Source organism: Pseudomonas batumici (assembly GCF_036585405.1).
GTDB classification, from domain to species: Bacteria; Pseudomonadota; Gammaproteobacteria; order Pseudomonadales; family Pseudomonadaceae; genus Aquipseudomonas; species Aquipseudomonas batumici.
Genome location: NZ_CP144470.1, coordinates 4,621,017 through 4,636,889, shown reverse-complemented (window position 1 = coordinate 4,636,889; position 15,873 = coordinate 4,621,017). Strand labels below are relative to the sequence as shown.

At 63.7% G+C, this 15,873-nt stretch carries 15 protein-coding genes; 6 read left to right on the top strand and 9 right to left on the bottom strand.

All coding sequences use genetic code 11. The features are described from left to right. Window positions 1–261 precede the first annotated feature (261 nt). Window positions 262–1,785, top strand: coding sequence for an apolipoprotein N-acyltransferase (gene lnt, locus NUH87_RS21125; RefSeq protein WP_338526881.1), 1,524 nt, complete (start codon window positions 262–264; stop codon window positions 1,783–1,785). Window positions 1,786–1,924: 139 nt separating this feature from the next. Here lnt and NUH87_RS21120 read toward each other — a convergent pair whose 3' ends face one another. Continuing rightward, the gene (locus NUH87_RS21120) at window positions 1,925–2,686 is read right to left on the bottom strand and encodes a YdcF family protein (protein ID WP_338522547.1); all 762 of its coding nucleotides are present in this window, start codon (window positions 2,684–2,686) and stop codon (window positions 1,925–1,927) included. A gap of 121 nt (window positions 2,687–2,807) precedes the next feature. Further along, on the bottom strand, window positions 2,808–3,125 hold the full coding sequence (locus NUH87_RS21115) for a hypothetical protein (RefSeq protein ID WP_338522546.1): 318 nt from the start codon (window positions 3,123–3,125) through the stop codon (window positions 2,808–2,810). 224 nt (window positions 3,126–3,349) lie between these two features. Between NUH87_RS21115 and leuS the strand changes: the two genes are divergently transcribed. The 5 genes from leuS (at window position 3,350) to NUH87_RS21090 (ending at window position 9,386) form a co-directional block, all read left to right on the top strand. After that, complete coding sequence (leuS, locus tag NUH87_RS21110) at window positions 3,350–5,956, top strand: leucine--tRNA ligase (protein WP_338522545.1); 2,607 nt, start codon at window positions 3,350–3,352, stop codon at window positions 5,954–5,956. Between the two features lie 89 nt (window positions 5,957–6,045). Beyond that, window positions 6,046–6,651, top strand: coding sequence for an LPS assembly lipoprotein LptE (gene lptE / locus NUH87_RS21105; RefSeq protein ID WP_338522544.1), 606 nt, complete (start codon window positions 6,046–6,048; stop codon window positions 6,649–6,651). Between the two features lie 40 nt (window positions 6,652–6,691). Continuing rightward, window positions 6,692–7,729, top strand: a complete 1,038-nt coding sequence (holA, locus tag NUH87_RS21100; protein ID WP_040071170.1) for a DNA polymerase III subunit delta — start codon at window positions 6,692–6,694, stop codon at window positions 7,727–7,729. Window positions 7,730–7,841: 112 nt separating this feature from the next. Then, entirely contained in the window at window positions 7,842–8,003 is a 162-nt protein-coding gene (gene arfA, locus NUH87_RS21095; RefSeq protein ID WP_100941520.1) for an alternative ribosome rescue factor ArfA, read from the top strand. Window positions 8,004–8,075: 72 nt separating this feature from the next. Further along, window positions 8,076–9,386: a lytic murein transglycosylase gene (locus NUH87_RS21090; RefSeq protein WP_338522543.1), complete on the top strand. Its 1,311-nt coding sequence runs from the start codon at window positions 8,076–8,078 to the stop codon at window positions 9,384–9,386. An 88-nt stretch (window positions 9,387–9,474) separates the two neighbouring features. Here the strand turns inward: NUH87_RS21090 and NUH87_RS21085 are convergent, their stop codons facing one another. The 7 genes from NUH87_RS21085 to mltB all read right to left on the bottom strand — a co-directional run bounded on the left by NUH87_RS21085 (window position 9,475) and on the right by mltB (window position 15,865). Further along, a complete protein-coding gene (locus NUH87_RS21085; protein ID WP_338522542.1) occupies window positions 9,475–10,434 on the bottom strand; it encodes an LD-carboxypeptidase in 960 nt (319 codons plus the stop codon). 3 nt (window positions 10,435–10,437) lie between these two features. Beyond that, window positions 10,438–11,463 (bottom strand): lipoyl synthase, encoded by a 1,026-nt coding sequence (gene lipA, locus NUH87_RS21080; protein ID WP_040071174.1) that lies wholly within the window; start codon window positions 11,461–11,463, stop codon window positions 10,438–10,440. A 1-nt stretch (window position 11,464) separates the two neighbouring features. Next, on the bottom strand, window positions 11,465–12,115 hold the full coding sequence (gene lipB, locus NUH87_RS21075) for a lipoyl(octanoyl) transferase LipB (protein ID WP_040071175.1): 651 nt from the start codon (window positions 12,113–12,115) through the stop codon (window positions 11,465–11,467). Continuing rightward, on the bottom strand, window positions 12,115–12,390 hold the full coding sequence (locus tag NUH87_RS21070; RefSeq protein ID WP_040071176.1) for a DUF493 domain-containing protein: 276 nt from the start codon (window positions 12,388–12,390) through the stop codon (window positions 12,115–12,117). Before NUH87_RS21070 ends, lipB begins: the two co-directional genes overlap by 1 nt. Before the next feature lie 109 nt (window positions 12,391–12,499). Continuing rightward, entirely contained in the window at window positions 12,500–13,663 is a 1,164-nt protein-coding gene (locus NUH87_RS21065) for a D-alanyl-D-alanine carboxypeptidase family protein (RefSeq protein ID WP_040071177.1), read from the bottom strand. A gap of 181 nt (window positions 13,664–13,844) precedes the next feature. Next, window positions 13,845–14,855, bottom strand: a complete 1,011-nt coding sequence (locus NUH87_RS21060; protein ID WP_338522541.1) for a septal ring lytic transglycosylase RlpA family protein — start codon at window positions 14,853–14,855, stop codon at window positions 13,845–13,847. After that, entirely contained in the window at window positions 14,855–15,865 is a 1,011-nt protein-coding gene (gene mltB, locus NUH87_RS21055) for a lytic murein transglycosylase B (protein ID WP_338522540.1), read from the bottom strand. The genes NUH87_RS21060 and mltB overlap by 1 nt, the downstream gene beginning before the upstream one ends. Window positions 15,866–15,873: the final 8 nt, after the last annotated feature.

Genomic DNA, 15,873 nt, shown 5'->3' with positions numbered 1-15,873 from the left:
GGGTCATCGGTTATTTCCTGGGTCGCGTTGTCGCCTCAAAGCGGGCCAGGCAAGGCGCAGTCCGCTGGGAATGGCATTCCCTTTCCAAGGACTGCAACGCAGCATGGCCCGCTTTCAGGCACAACCAGGAGGGCCGGGCCTGCTGTTGCGCAGGGCTGCGTTACTCGTCGTTCATTTGAAACACCAAACCACACTCCTCGCGCCTTGCCCTGCACAACAGCAGGCCCGGCGCGACCCAGGAAATAACCGATGACCCACCCTATGCTGCGCTTAACCCGCCCCGGCTGGCCCGGTAATCTGCTGGCCGCGGTGGCCGGCGCGCTGACCACCCTGGCCCTGGCGCCGTACGATATCTGGCCATTGGCGTTGCTGGCGGTGGGTGTGTTCTATGCCGGCCTGCGCGAGCTGTCGCCGCGCCAGGCGCTGTGGCGCGGCTGGTGCTTCGGTTTCGGCCTGTTCGGCGCGGGCACCAGCTGGATCTACGTGAGCATCCACACCTACGGCGACGCTTCGGTGTTGCTGGCCGGCTTCCTGATGCTCGCGTTCACAGCTGCGATTGCCTGGTTCTTCGCCCTGCCGGCCTGGCTCTGGGCGCGCTGGATACGCCGCAACGAAGCGCCGCTGGCCGACGCCCTGGCCTTCGCTGCCTTGTGGGTGGGCCAGGAAGCTTTTCGCGGCTGGTTCCTGACCGGCTTCCCCTGGCTCTATTCCGGCTACAGCCAGCTCGACGGCCCGCTCACAGGCCTGGCGCCGCTGGGTGGGATCTGGCTGATTTCCTTCACCCTGGCCCTGACAGCCGCACTGCTGTACAACGCCCGCCGCCTGCTCCAGGCCAAGCGCAAGTCCTTTATCGCCCTGGGCGCGCTGCTGCTGGTCGGCCCCTGGGGGGTGGGTATCGCGCTCAAGCATCACGCCTGGACCAGTCCGGCGGGCGAACCGCTGACGGTGGCGGCGATCCAGGGCAATATCGAACAAAGCATGAAGTGGGACCCGGCACAGCTCAATGCCCAGTTGGCGCTCTACCGCGACCTGAGCTTTCGCTCCCGGCGCGTGGACCTGCTGGTCTGGCCGGAAACCGCCGTGCCGGTGCTGAAGGAGTCGGCCGAGGGTTACCTGGCGATGATGGGCCGCTTCGCCGCGGACCGGCATTCGGCGCTGATCACCGGTGTACCGATCCGCGAAGTGGAGCACAACGAAAAGCGCTACTACAACGGCATCACCGTGACGGGCGAAGGCGATGGCACCTATCTGAAGCAGAAACTGGTGCCGTTTGGCGAATACGTGCCCTTGCAGGAGCTGCTGCGCGGGCTGATCGCTTTCTTCAACCTGCCGATGTCCGACTTCGCCCGTGGCCCGGATGACCAGGCGCTGCTGCAGGCCAAGGGCTACCACATCGCCCCGTTCATCTGCTACGAAGTGGTCTACCCGGAGTTCGCCGCCAGCCTGTCGGCGCGCAGCGAACTGCTGCTGACCATCAGTAACGACACCTGGTTCGGCACTTCGATCGGTCCCTTGCAGCACCTGCAAATGGCCCAGATGCGCGCACTGGAAGCCGGACGCTGGATGATTCGTGCCACCAATAACGGCGTCACCGGCTTGATCGACCCCTTCGGCCGGATCACCACGCAGATTCCGCAGTTCGAGCAGGGCATCCTGTATGGCGAAGTGGTGCCGATGCATGACCTGACGCCTTACCTGCACTGGCGTTCGTGGCCGCTGACCCTCCTGTGCGGCTTGCTGTTCGGCTGGGCCTTGCTGGCCAGCCGTATTGCCAAGACGGTCTGACACTCCATCAGGCGCCGCAGCCCCCCTGTAGGAGCTGGCTTGCCAGCGATGAGGCCCTCAAGAGCACTGCAAACCTCAAGGTCCCCATCGCCGGCAAGCCGGCTCCTACAGGGTTCGGTGGTTTGCTTGCGAGCGTGGCTTAGCGATAGAACAGCCTGTAACCCACCTGCCCTATCGCTTCATTGATCAACTGCCCACTGCGCCAGATCGCCTTGAACTCCGGCAGCCAGCCACCCAACGGACGCGCATTGTCCCGTCCGAGGAAGCCCACCGGCGCCGGCACCACGGTAAAGCCGGCCTTTTCAAAGCTCCACAGCGCGCGCGGCATATGGGCAGCATGGGTCACCACGACTACCCGCTTGATGCCCAGCGGCGCCAGCAGCTCATAACTGAATTGGGCATTTTCCAAGGTTGTGGTGCTGCGCCCTTCCTGCCAGCGCACCGTCACGTCGAAATCACTCTGCATCGACGCCGCCATCAACGCCGCCTCGCTCGGCGGCGCACCGTAATGCAAACCGCCACTGGTCAGCACCGGCAGCCCGGAAGCCTTGGCCAGGCGCGCCGCATAGCGCTGGCGCTCGAGGCCGATGCCGGTCGGCTGATCCTCGCCCCACGCCGAGTCGCCGCGCTCACGCCCCGAGCCCAGCACCACGATCGCATCGGCCCGCTGGGCCAACCCCGCCCACTCGCCGCGCTCAAGCGGCGGCACGCTCTCCAAGGCGCGCGCGCCCCACTCCACCGCCACCGGCAGGCTCATCAACCAGAACCCGCCCAGCCCGAGGACAAAGCACAGCCCCGCCAGACGCGGACGAGTGCGACGAAACCACCAGGCACAGAGCAGCAACAGCAACAGAACGCCGGGCGGCAGGAGCAATTGTTTGAGGATGTAACGAATCGGCATCGGGCATCTCCAGAAGATGCCCGAAGCCTAAGTGCATCGGGGCCAATCAACAACCTCTGGAACAACGGCTTCAAACCGAAGCCGGATTAGCGACAGACAACAGGATGCCGCCGGGCGAATCTTACTTGACCCCGATGGACTTGAACTTCGCCGAACCGGAACCGGGGGTTTTGTCCTTCAACCAGATAACCTCGGCCGAACGGGGTGACGCTCTGCGCTCCACAACGAAAGGCGGCGCAGGGACATCCCGCCCACTGAGATCCAGGTAGGCCCGGATCAACTCGAACTCGGCGTGGCTCAAGCCACGCAACTCCAACTCGACCGGTTGCTCATCACGCAAGCGAACCGCCGTGCTGGCCGCATCCAGGGCAAGCCCCAGGCGGGCGATCAAACGCTCGTACAACTCGGGTTTCATGACATATCGCTGCGACTCCACCATCCGCTCACCTCTATTGAAGACAAGAATCACTCCCCCTCTTCCAAGCTTAGCGGCACCCGCCAAACCAGCCGACCGCCGCGACCAACGGCTGCGGCGGCGCAATCAGGGTTTCCCTCGATAGAGCGGCGTCATGTATGCTACGGCGCTTCCTGTAACTCCACTTCCAGCACCGCCTTACGGATGCATTGAAGAGGATTAGGCCACCCTTTCCAGTACAAGTAGCCATGCACGAACACTACCAGCCCCGTGAAATCGAAAACGCCGCCCAATCGTTCTGGGACGCGCAAAAGTCCTTTGAAGTCAGTGAACAGCCAGGCAAGGAGACCTACTACTGCCTGTCGATGTTCCCTTACCCCAGCGGCAAGCTACACATGGGGCACGTGCGCAACTACACCATCGGTGACGTGATCGCGCGTTATCAGCGCATGCAAGGCAAGAACGTCCTGCAACCCATGGGTTGGGACGCCTTCGGCATGCCGGCGGAAAACGCCGCGATGAAGAACAATGTCGCACCGGCCAAGTGGACCTACGAAAACATCGCCTACATGAAGAGCCAGCTGCGCAGCCTGGGCCTGGCGGTGGACTGGTCCCGCGAAGTGACCACCTGCAAGCCGGACTACTACCGCTGGGAACAATGGCTGTTCACCCGCCTGTTCGAAAAAGGCGTGATCTACCGCAAGAACGGCACCGTGAACTGGGACCCGGTGGACCAGACCGTACTGGCCAACGAGCAAGTGATCGACGGCCGCGGCTGGCGTTCCGGCGCGCTGATCGAAAAGCGCGAAATCCCGATGTACTACTTCAAGATCACCGCCTACGCCGATGAGCTGCTGGAAAGCCTCGACGAACTGCCGGGCTGGCCCGAGCAGGTCAAGACCATGCAGCGCAACTGGATCGGCAAGTCCCGTGGCATGGAAGTACAGTTCCCGTACCACGTCGACTCCATCGGCGAAGCCGGCAGCCTGAAAGTCTTCACCACCCGTCCGGACACCCTGATGGGCGCGACCTACGTCGCCGTGGCCGCCGAGCACCACCTGGCGACCCTGGCCGCGCGCAACAACCCCGAGCTGCAGGCCTTCATCGCCGAATGCAAGGGCGGCAGCGTCGCCGAAGCCGACGTCGCCACCCAGGAGAAGAAAGGCCTGCCGACCGGCCTGTTCGTCGAGCACCCGCTGACCGGCGAGCAACTGCCGGTGTGGGTCGCCAACTACGTGCTGATGCACTACGGCGACGGCGCGGTCATGGCCGTACCGGCCCACGACGAGCGTGATTTCGAGTTCGCCCACAAATACAACCTGCCGGTCAAATCGGTGGTGCGCACCAGCTCGGGCGATACCCACCCGGCACCGTGGCAAGACGCCTACGGCGAATACGGCAGCCTGATCAACTCCGGCGAATTCGACGGCCTGGACTTCGCCGGCGCGTTCGACGCCATCGAAGCCGCGTTGATCAAGAAAAACCTCGGTTCCTCGCGCACCCAGTTCCGCCTGCGCGACTGGGGCATCAGCCGCCAGCGCTACTGGGGCTGCCCGATCCCGATCATCCACTGCAACACTTGCGGCGACGTTCCGGTGCCGCAAGACCAGTTGCCGGTGGTGCTGCCGGAAGACGTGGTGCCGGACGGCGCCGGTTCGCCGCTGGCGCGCATGCCCGAGTTCTACGAATGCAGCTGCCCGAAATGCGGTGCACCTGCCAAGCGTGAAACCGACACCATGGACACCTTCGTCGAATCGTCCTGGTACTACGCCCGCTATGCCTCGCCGCACTACGAGGGTGGCCTGGTCGACCCGAAAGCCGCCAACCACTGGCTGCCGGTAGACCAGTACATCGGCGGTATCGAACACGCGATCCTGCACCTGCTCTACGCGCGCTTCTTCCACAAGCTGATGCGCGACGAAGGCCTGGTCAGCTCCAACGAGCCGTTCAAGAACCTGTTGACCCAGGGCATGGTGGTCGCCGAGACCTACTACCGTCGCGAAGCCAACGGCGGCTACACCTGGTACAACCCGGCGGACGTCGAGCTCGAGCGCGACAGCAAGGCCAAGATCATTGGCGCCAAGCTGATCAGCGATGGCCTGCCGGTGGAAATCGGCGGCACCGAGAAGATGGCCAAGTCGAAGAACAACGGCGTCGATCCGCAGTCGATGATCGAGCAGTACGGTGCCGACACCTGCCGCCTGTTCATGATGTTCGCCTCGCCGCCCGACATGAGCCTGGAGTGGTCCGATTCCGGCGTCGAAGGTTCGCACCGCTTCCTCAAGCGCGTCTGGCGCCTGGCCCAGGCCCACGTGACCCAGGGCCTGCCGGGCAAGCTTGAGCTGGCGACGCTGAACGATGAGCAGAAAGCCATTCGCCGCTCGATCCACCTGGCGATCAAGCAAGCCAGCCAGGATGTCGGCCAGTATCACAAGTTCAACACCGCCATCGCCCAGGTGATGACGCTGATGAACGTGCTGGAAAAAGCCCCGCAAGGCACCGAACAGGATCGCGCCCTGGTCCAGGAAGGCCTGGAAACCGTGGCCCTGCTGCTGGCCCCGATCACCCCGCACATCAGCCACGAGCTGTGGCACCGCCTGGGTCACCCTGGCGCCATCATCGACGCCGGCTGGCCGGTGCTGGATGACAGCGCACTGGTCCAGGACAGCCTGCAACTGGTGATCCAGGTCAACGGCAAGCTGCGCGGCCAGATCGACATGCCGGCCAGTGCCAGCCGTGAAGAGATCGAAGCGGCGGCGCGGGTCAACGAAAACGTGCTGCGTTTCACCGATGGCCTGACGATTCGCAAAGTGATCGTCGTGCCCGGCAAACTGGTCAATATCGTCGCCAGCTAAATGGCGATCGGGCGCCTGCCCGTGCGGGCGCCTTGCACGACTTCCGCGGTCGCACCGTCGACCCACAGGGTTTCAAGGGGAGCAACAAGATGATCAAACGCAATCTGCTGGTAATGGGCCTCGCCGTGCTGCTGAGCGCCTGCGGCTTCCATCTGCGCGGCACCGGCACCAACGAACTGACCATCAAGGAACTGTCGGTCAGCGCGCGTAACGCCTACGGCGACACGGTCAAGCAGTTGACCCAGGTCCTGGAGCACAGCGGCGTCAAGGTCTACAACGGCGCACCTTACAAGCTGGTCCTGACCGATGAACAGGAAACCCAGCGCGACGCGACCTACTCGGGCTCCGGCCGTAACGCCGAATACGAGCTCAATACCGCGCTGTACTATGAAATCCGCGGCGACCACGACCGCCAACTGCTGACCGGCAAGCTGCAGGTGCAGAAGTACTACGTGCACGACGGCAACAACATCACCGCCGGCGATACCGAAGCGACCCAACTGCGCAAGGAAATGCGCCGCGACCTGATCCAGCAGATGGTCCTGCGCCTGCAATTGCTGACACCGGCGCAACTGGATGCCCTGCAACAGACCGCCGACGCCAAGGCCAAGGCCGATGCCGACGCCCTGGAAGCCGCGCGCAAGTACGAAGCGTCGAAGCCGCAGCAGTCGCCGCTGCAACTGCCGCAGCAGTAAGCATGACGGGGCGCCCTGGGCGCCCCGCATTGGCCCGCCTATGAAACTCGCCCCCGCCCAACTCGCCAAGCACCTGCAAGGTGGCCTTGCGCCGGTCTACGTCATCAGTGGCGATGATCCGCTGCTGTGCCAGGAAGCGGCCGACGCCATCCGTGGTGCCGCTCGCCAACAAGGTTTCGACGAACGCCAGGTATTCAGCGCCGACGCCAACTTCGACTGGGGCACGCTGCTGCAAGCCGGCGCCAGTATGTCGCTGTTCGCCGAAAAACGCCTGCTGGAACTGCGCCTGCCTTCGGGCAAGCCCGGGGACAAGGGCGCTGCGGCACTGATCGAATACTGCTCGCGCCCGGCCGAAGACACCCTGCTGCTGATCAGCCTGCCCAAGCTCGACGGCAGCGCGCAGAAGACCAAGTGGGGCAAGGCCCTGGTCGAAGGCCAGGACACCCAGTTCATCCAGATCTGGCCGGTGGACGCGGCCCAGTTGCCGCAGTGGATTCGCCAGCGCCTGTCCCAGGCCGGCCTCTCGGCCCAGCAGGACGCGGTGGAACTGATTGCCGCGCGGGTCGAAGGCAACCTGCTGGCGGCCGCCCAGGAAATCGAAAAGCTCAAGTTGATGGCCGAGGGTGGGCAGATCACCGTGGAAACGGTGCAGGCCGCCGTGGCCGACAGTGCCCGCTTCGACGTCTTCGGCCTGGTCGATGCAGTGCTCAATGGCGAGGCGGCGCATGCCCTGCGGATGCTCGAAGGGCTGCGCGGCGAAGGTGTCGAGCCGCCGGTGATTCTCTGGGCCCTGGCCCGGGAACTGCGGCTGTTGGCCAACCTGTCGTTGCAATACAGCCAGGGCGTGCCGCTGGACAAGGCCTTCAGCCAGGCCAAGCCGCCGGTCTGGGACAAGCGCAAGCCGCTGATGAGCAAGGCCCTGCAACGGCACACCGCGCAACGCTGGAGCCAGTTGCTGCTGGACGCGCAACGTATCGACGCACAGATCAAGGGCCAGGCGGCGGGCTCGCCGTGGAGCAGCCTGAGCCGGCTGAGCCTGTTGATGTGCGGGCAACGGCTGGCGCTACCGGCGGAATAACCCTGCTAGCCACACTATCCCAATAGTCCAATAGCCAAATGCCCCCACTGGACAGACACCCACATCTGCCCGATGATTCGCACTCTTCCACACACCCCAAGAGTGCACGCCCATGAGCAAGCCGTCCCGGCATCGGCCCAACAAAGCCAAATCCATCATCGCCCAGCCACTGTTCCGCAGCCGTCAGGAACAACCGGCGAAGGGCAAAGGCAGCTACCGCCGCGAAGCCTTCCAGTCTAAAAGCTGGGAGGCTTCTTACTTTCTGGCGGCCTGAAAGCGCCCTCACGACTGCACCCCCTCAAGCATGGTAAGGTCAGCACCTGATTCGCATTATCCGGACCTGCGCATGCCCTTTTGCCTTACCCTTCGTCGACCGTTACGCCGACTGTTCGCCGCCACCAGCTTCATCCTGCTAGTTGCCTGCGCGGAAAAACCAACCGCCGCCGACGCCGAGCCACTGCAAACCCTCCCCGCAGCCCCGATCCCTGCCCTGCCGCAGGTCAACGACGACCTGACGATCCAACCGACGCAAAGCTTCAGCGAGTGGATCTCGGCGTTCCGTATCGAAGCCCTGAGAGCCGGCATCACGCCCGCCGTATTCGATGCCGCCTTTGCCGGCATCACCCTCGACATGAGCGTGATCAAGGCCGACCGCAGCCAACCGGAGTTCACCCGCCCGGTCTGGGAATACCTCGACGGTGCCCTGTCCGCCGTGCGCGTGCGCAAGGGCCAGGCCCTGCTGGCACAGAACAGCGCCCTGCTGTCGAGCATCGAACAACGCTATGGCGTCGACCGCGAGGCACTGGTGGCGGTGTGGGGCATGGAAAGCAATTTCGGCCAGTTCCAGGGCGACAAGTCGGTGATCCGCTCGCTGGCGACCCTGGCCTACGAAGGCCGTCGCCCGGCGTTCGCCAAGGACCAGTTGCTGGCGGCGCTGCAGATTATCCAGCATGGCGATATCCAGCCCGAGCAGATGCTCGGCTCCTGGGCCGGCGCCATGGGCCAGACCCAGTTCATCCCCACCACCTACAACACCTACGCGGTGGACTTCGATGGCAGCGGCCGCCGCGACATCTGGAGCAACTCGGCCGATGCCCTGGCCTCGACCGCCAACTACCTGCAAAGCTCCGGCTGGCAACGCGGACAACCTTGGGGGCTGGAAGTGGTGTTGCCGCAGGCCTTCGACTACGCCCAGGCCGACGGCACGATCCGCAAGTCGGTGAGCGAGTGGCTGCAAATGGGTATTCGTCTACCGGTGGGGGCCGCACTGCCAACCGGCTCGGCGCCACTGTCCGCCGCGCTGCTGCTGCCGGCGGGCTATCGCGGCCCGGCGTTCCTGGTACTGGACAACTTCCGCGCCATCCTCAAGTACAACAACTCGTCGTCCTATGGGCTGGCGGTTGGCTTGTTGTCCCAGCGTTTCAATGGCGCCGGCTTGATTCGTGGCGAATGGCCGAAGGATGATTTGCCATTGAGCCGCTCCGAGCGGATCGAGTTGCAGGCGCAGCTCAGCGCCAAGGGCTATGACGCCGGCAATCCCGACGGGATTATCGGCGCCAATACCCGCAAGGCGATTCGCGGGGCCCAGCAGGCGTTGGGCTGGCCGGCGGATGGTTATCCGAACCACAAGCTGCTGGAGAGCTTGCGTAGCCGGTAGAGGCTCGGAACTGTGTAGGAGCGAGCTTGCTCGCTCCTACAGAACGGCAACGGGGCATGCCCGCTCGCCACAAGTCAGCTAGCAGCCATCAAGCCTGCGGGACCGTGACATCCTGCTCCAACACCACCTGCCGGGCACCGGCATCCAGCCGCACCTGCGCGCCCAGCGGCAGCGTCAGGTTCGGGTCGCAATGCCCGCTGCGCCAACCCGCCAGCACCGGAATCCCCAAGGGTCCCAGCTCCTGCTTGAGCAAGCGCGCCAGCGCGTCCGGGTCGACTCCAGCGAAATCCCCCACCAACACCCCGCTCAGGCCTTCCAGCTTGCCCGCCAGGCGCAGGTGCGTCAGCAACCGGTCGACGCGGTACAGCGGCTCGTTGACGTCCTCGATCAGCAGGATCACGCCCTGGGTGTCGATTTCATAGGGCGTGCCCAGCGTGGCGCAGATCAACGACAGGTTGCCGCCTTGCAGGCGCCCCGAGGCCGCGCCCGGAATGACAGTGCTCAAGGGAAATGCCGCGGGATGCTCGAACACACTGCCGGCCCGCACCCGACCGCTCAGCAGGTTGAACAACGAGGATTCGGTCGGAGGCAACTTGTCCCCCAGCAAATCCGCATTGAACAGCGGCCCGTGAAAGGTCATGAACCCCGCATAACGGGCAATCGCCAGATGCAACGCCGTGATATCGCTGTAACCGACCAAAGGCTTTGGATGTTTTTTGAGCAGTTCGAAATCGATGTCGTCCAACAGGCGCGGGCAACCGTAGCCGCCGCGCAGGCAGAGAATCACATCGATTTCAGGATCGGCAAAGGCGTCGTGCAGGTCCCGCAGGCGCACGGCATCGCTGCCGGCCAGGTAACCGTCCCGTTGCGAGACACCCGGAAATATCCGCAGCTCATAACCGCGATCCTGCACCCACTGCTGCGCCTTGAGCGGGTCAAGGGGCGCGGGGCCGGCCGGGGCGATCAGACCGATCACCCCGCCCTTGCGCAGCGCCGACACCGCGCTCTGGACCGGATAGGAAGCCTGCACGGGTCGACGACGGTTCAAGGGTTACGCTCCGATCAGTTCAGCCTTGACCAGCTTGGCCTGTTCGTCGGCATGGTAGGACGAACGCACCAGCGGCCCGGAAGCCACGTTCTTGAAGCCCATCTTGTAACCTTCCTCGGCGAACCAGGCGAAGGTGTCCGGGTGCACGAAACGCTGCACCGGCAAGTGGTTGCGGGACGGTTGCAGGTACTGGCCGAGGGTCAGCATGTCGATGTCGTGCTCGCGCATGCGCTGCATGACTTCGATGACTTCGTCGTCGGTTTCGCCCAGGCCCAGCATCAGGCCGGACTTGGTCGGGATGTGCGGCATCATCTGCTTGAAGCGCTGCAGCAGGGTCAGCGACCACTGGTAGTCGGAACCCGGACGCGCGGCCTTGTACAGGCGAGGCACGGTTTCCAGGTTGTGGTTGAACACATCCGGCGGCTCGGCGGCGGTGATTTCCAGGGCGATGTCCATGCGGCCACGGTAGTCCGGGACCAGGGTCTCGAGCTGCACGTTCGGCGACAGCTTGCGGATCTCGCGGATGCAGTCGGCGAAGTGCTGGGCACCGCCGTCACGCAGGTCGTCGCGGTCCACGGAAGTGATAACCACGTACTTGAGACGCAGGTCGGCAATGGCCACCGCCAGGTTCACCGGTTCATCGGCATCCAGTGCCTTCGGCCGGCCGTGGCCGACGTCGCAGAACGGGCAACGGCGGGTGCAGATATCGCCCATGATCATGAAGGTCGCGGTACCGCCGCTGAAGCACTCGCCCAGGTTCGGGCAGGAGGCCTCTTCGCAGACGCTGTGCAGCTTGTGCTTGCGCAGCAATTGCTTGATACGGTCGACTTCCGGCGAAACCGGGATGCGTACGCGAATCCAGTCGGGCTTCTTCGGCAGTTCGGTGGTCGGAATGATCTTCACCGGGATCCGTGCGACTTTCTCGGCGCCACGCAGCTTGACGCCGGTTTCGACTTTCGCACGGGCCGGGCGCTCGGAAACGTCCGGCGTCGGGGTCAGGGTTTGCACAGCGTCTTGCGCAGTAGTCATATCAATCGATTCCGCCCGTGAGGGTCGTCTGCTCAGCATAGTCGAGGTGTTTGACGAGCTGCGCACGCAGCCGGGCACTTACCTCGGCAAATTCAATCGGTCCTGTGTGGTCACGCAGCTGGGTCATCGCCAGCCCCGCATAACCGCAGGGGTTAATCCGTCGAAACGGCCCGAGGTCCATGTCGACATTCAACGCCAGGCCATGGAACGAACAGCCGTTGCGAATCCGCAGGCCCAGGGAGGCGATCTTCGCGCCATCGACATACACGCCGGGGGCGTCGGCCTTGGCCTCGGCGTTCACGCCGTAACTGGCCAGCAGGTCGATCAGGCAACGCTCCATCCGGCTGACCAGTTCGCGCACGCCAAAACCCAGGCGGCGAACGTCCAGCAACAGATAGGCCACCAGTTGGCCGGGGCCATGATAAGTCACCTGGCCGCCGCGATCGACCTGAACCACCGGAATATCGCCCGGCAGCAGCAGGTGCTCGGCCTTGCCGGCCTGGCCCTGGGTAAACACCGACGGATGCTGCACCAGCCAGATTTCATCCGGCAGGTCAGCGTGCTTGCGCCCATCGGTAAAACGTTGCATGGCATGCCAGACCGGCTCGTAAGGGGTCTGGCCGAGCTCGCGAAAGCCCAGCACGCCGCCCATCACAGCACCATGTGTACGAAACCGGTGGCCCGCAACTCGCTGTTGATGTCGTACAACTGGTCCTGGCCGGTGGCGAGGATATGCAACTGGATGGTGGTGTACTTGCCGTTGGTGCTTTGGCGCTCGTCCACCCGGTTATCGTTGATCGTGGCGTGTTTCTTGACGATCTCGACGATCTTGTCCTTGTTGCCCACACCCGTGTCGCTGATCACCTTGACCGGGTAGTCGGTCACGGGGAATTCGATTTTCGGTGCTTTTACTTCAGTGTCTGTCATGACGGTAACGGCCTCTTGAGCCGTGGCGACGGACATGCCCCTGCACCGGAACCGGCCAGGGGCACGCAAATCGACACTATCTGTTAAACATGCATCTGTTGAACATGCCTCAGTTGAACATGCCGTAGAAGAACATACGGATGCTGTCCCACAGGCGACGGAAGATACCACCTTCCTCGACCGCGTCCAGTGCGATCAGATCAGCGCTGTGCACCACTTTGTCATCCAGTTTGACTTCGACTTTACCGATCACGTCACCCTTGGCGATCGGGGCGACCAGTTTCGGGTTCAGGGTCATGCTGGCGGCAAGCTTCTTGAGCTGGCCTTTAGGCATGGTCATGGTCAGGTCTTCGGCCAGGCCGGCCTTGACCTGGTGGGTGGTGCCTTTCCAGACCGGCGCCTGGGCCAGTTCCGTGCCCTTCTGATAGAAGGTCTGGGTTTCGAAGAAGCGGAAACCGTAGGTCAGCAGCTTCTGGGTTTCAGAGGCGCGAGCCGATTCGCTGTTGGTACCGAACACCACGGCGATCAGGCGCTGGCCGTCACGTACCGCCGAGGACACCATGCAATAGCCGGCTTCTTCGGTGTGGCCGGTTTTCAGGCCGTCGACGGTCTTGTCGCGCCACAGCAGCAGGTTGCGGTTAGGCTGCTTGATGCCGTTCCAGAAGAACTCTTTCTGCGAGTAGATCGCGTAGTGCACCGGGTCGACGCGGATGATCGCGCGGGCCAGCACCGCCATGTCATGCGGCGACGAGTAGTGCTCGGGGTTCGGCAGACCGGTCGGGTTCATGAAGTGGCTGTTGCTCATGCCCAGATCGGCGGCCGTCTTGTTCATCATGTCGGCGAACGCGTCTTCGCTGCCGGCGATGTGCTCGGACAGCGCCACACTGGCGTCGTTGCCGGACTGGATGATGATGCCGTGCAGCAGGTCGCTGACGGTCACCTGCGAGCCGACCTTGATGAACATCCGCGAACCGCCGGTGCGCCAGGCGTTTTCGCTGACGGTCACCGGATCGTTCTCGCCGATCTGCCCGCGACGGATCTCCAGGGTGGCGATGTAGGCGGTCATCAGCTTGGTCAGGCTGGCCGGGGGCAGGCGCTGGTCGCCGTTGTTCTCGACCAGCACGTTGCCGCTGGCGGCATCCATGAGCACATAGGCTTTCGCGGCCAGTTGCGGCGAAGCCGGCAGGGCCATGTCATCCGCGGCCCAGGCGGCAGGCGCGACGATCAGGGGTACAAGCAGGCACAAACGTTTGGCAAAGGTGGTGATGTTCATCCGTCTCTCGAAATCGCTAATGGAAACTTGCCCTCGCGGGCAAAAATAAATCAGACAGTTTTCCAACTGTCCCGTGTCAGGTTGCTCGCTCCACCACCCTTTCCAGGCTTTTATTATCAAACGAACCAACAACCCAGGACCCGGCCCCAGAAAAGCGGCCCAATCCACAATTGTGCCTGTGTTACTCCGACGTCACCAGACTCGCTGATCCGAGATTGGCCAGGCGCACGCTGTTCTGCACCTGCTGCACCTCACCCGGCGTGCCGATCGGCCCCATCCGGACCCGATGCAGGGTCTGCTGGTTGCGCACGATCGGGCTGACGAAGACCGGCGCGTTCACCATCGAGCTTAGCTTCGATCTCAGCAGTTCGGCAGCGTCCGGGTTGGCGAACGCGCCCACCTGGAGATACTGGCCAGAGGCTGATGCAGAAGCGTTTTTTTTTGCGTCAGCCTGTACGGGCACGACGTCGCTGGCGTGTTGCTGCGGTGGCGGGGTCCACTGCTCGATCGTCCCGGTGGACGCGGTCAGGGCCGGCGCCTGGGGCTGCGCCACTTGCGGTTCGTTGAGCATCAGCGGCGCCGGGCGGCCGCGCTGGGCCCACCATTCCTGCGGGTCGATGCCCTCGACCTTGACCCGCGCCGTGCCGATCTCGGCATAGCCGAGCTTCTTGGCGGCGGCATAGGACAGGTCGATGATCCGGTCCGAATAGAACGGTCCGCGATCATTGACCCGCAGGATCACGCTGCGGTTGTTGTCCAGGTTGGTCACCCGCACATAGCTGGGCAGCGGTAGGGTCTTGTGCGCGGCACTCATGCCGTACAGGTCATAGACCTCGCCATTGGCGGTGTTCTGGCCATGGAATTTGGTGCCGTACCAGGACGCCGTGCCCTGGGCCACATAGCGCTTGGAATCGGTCAGGGGGAAATAGGTCTTGCCCAACACCGTGTAGGGGTTGGCCTTGTACGGTCCGGTGTGCAGGGTCGGCGTGGCATCCGGGATCCGCGACACGTCGACGTCCCACCACGGCGCGCCGTCCTTGTGGGCCCGGTTGATGTCCAGGCCCGGCTTGGCGCGGATGGTATTGGAGGACGCCTGGTACGGCGAGCGGCTGGTCGAGCAACTGACCACCAGCACCGCCAGCGCGGTGTAAGCCAACAGCTTCAGTGGTTTTGAAATCGGCAAAGCCTGCATTACTTGACGCCCCGTGCTTGGACCAACAGGTCAGACAGCTGATGCACGGCCATGGCGTACATTACGCTGCGGTTATAGCGCGTGATCGCATAAAAATTCTTCAGGCCCATCCAATATTCCGGGCCATTGTCGCCGTCCAGGCGAAACGCCGTCACCGGCATATCATCGCGCAGCGCATCATGACTCGACCAGCCCAGCGCCCGCAACTCCCCAACGGTCTTGACCGGCTCGAGAGCCGGGCTCAGGCCCTGGTCGACCTGGTCGCCACGCACGTCGGCGCGGCTGACCACCGGCTCCCCGGCCACCCAGCCGTGGCGCTTGAAGTAGCTGGCGACACTGCCGATGGCGTCGTCGGCGTTGGTCCAGATATTGATGTGGCCGGTGCCGTCGAAATCCACCGCATAGGCGCGGAAGCTGCTCGGCATGAACTGCGGCATGCCCATGGCCCCGGCGTAGGAACCCTTGAGGGTGAGCGGGTCGAGCTGTTCTTCGCGGGCCAGCAGGAGGAATTCACGCAACTCCTTGCGGAAGAACTCGGCGCGCGGCGGATAGTCGAAGCCCAGGGTCGACAAGGCGTCGATCACCCGGTAATTGCCGGTGTTACGGCCGAAAAAGGTTTCCACGCCGATGATCGCGACAATCACCTGGGCCGGCACGCCGTATTCCTGCTCGGCGCGGGCCAGGGCCGCCTCATGCTGGCGCCAGAAGTCGACGCCACGGGCGACCCGCGCATCGGTGATGAACATCGGGCGATATTCCTTCCACGGCTTGACCCGTTCCGCCGGGCGGGAAATCGCGTCGAGAATGCTCTGCTTGCGCTCGACCTGACGGAACACCTCCATCAGTTGCTCACCGGCAAAGCCATAGTCGCGGGTCATTTCAGCGACGAACTCGGCCACTTGCGGCGAACCTTCGTAGTCACCGGCCAGTACCCCCTGCACCGCCCCCAGACAGCCGACCAGGCCTATCCATGGCGCACACCGGGCCGCCCAACCGCGCAATACTTGCATTGAATTGT

What these genes read in the sequence shown, in the direction of transcription:
- lnt (WP_338526881.1), top strand. Translation starts at nt 262, where the DNA reads ATGCTGCGCTTAACCCGCCCCGGCTGGCCCGGTAATCTGCTGGCCGCG.
- NUH87_RS21120 (WP_338522547.1), bottom strand. Translation starts at nt 2,686, where the DNA reads ATGCCGATTCGTTACATCCTCAAACAATTGCTCCTGCCGCCCGGCGTT.
- NUH87_RS21115 (WP_338522546.1), bottom strand. Translation starts at nt 3,125, where the DNA reads ATGGTGGAGTCGCAGCGATATGTCATGAAACCCGAGTTGTACGAGCGT.
- leuS (WP_338522545.1), top strand. Translation starts at nt 3,350, where the DNA reads ATGCACGAACACTACCAGCCCCGTGAAATCGAAAACGCCGCCCAATCG.
- lptE (WP_338522544.1), top strand. Translation starts at nt 6,046, where the DNA reads ATGATCAAACGCAATCTGCTGGTAATGGGCCTCGCCGTGCTGCTGAGC.
- holA (WP_040071170.1), top strand. Translation starts at nt 6,692, where the DNA reads ATGAAACTCGCCCCCGCCCAACTCGCCAAGCACCTGCAAGGTGGCCTT.
- arfA (WP_100941520.1), top strand. Translation starts at nt 7,842, where the DNA reads ATGAGCAAGCCGTCCCGGCATCGGCCCAACAAAGCCAAATCCATCATC.
- NUH87_RS21090 (WP_338522543.1), top strand. Translation starts at nt 8,076, where the DNA reads ATGCCCTTTTGCCTTACCCTTCGTCGACCGTTACGCCGACTGTTCGCC.
- lipA (WP_040071174.1), bottom strand. Translation starts at nt 11,463, where the DNA reads ATGACTACTGCGCAAGACGCTGTGCAAACCCTGACCCCGACGCCGGAC.
- lipB (WP_040071175.1), bottom strand. Translation starts at nt 12,115, where the DNA reads ATGGGCGGCGTGCTGGGCTTTCGCGAGCTCGGCCAGACCCCTTACGAG.
- NUH87_RS21070 (WP_040071176.1), bottom strand. Translation starts at nt 12,390, where the DNA reads ATGACAGACACTGAAGTAAAAGCACCGAAAATCGAATTCCCCGTGACC.
- NUH87_RS21065 (WP_040071177.1), bottom strand. Translation starts at nt 13,663, where the DNA reads ATGAACATCACCACCTTTGCCAAACGTTTGTGCCTGCTTGTACCCCTG.
- NUH87_RS21060 (WP_338522541.1), bottom strand. Translation starts at nt 14,855, where the DNA reads ATGCAGGCTTTGCCGATTTCAAAACCACTGAAGCTGTTGGCTTACACC.
- mltB (WP_338522540.1), bottom strand. Translation starts at nt 15,865, where the DNA reads ATGCAAGTATTGCGCGGTTGGGCGGCCCGGTGTGCGCCATGGATAGGC.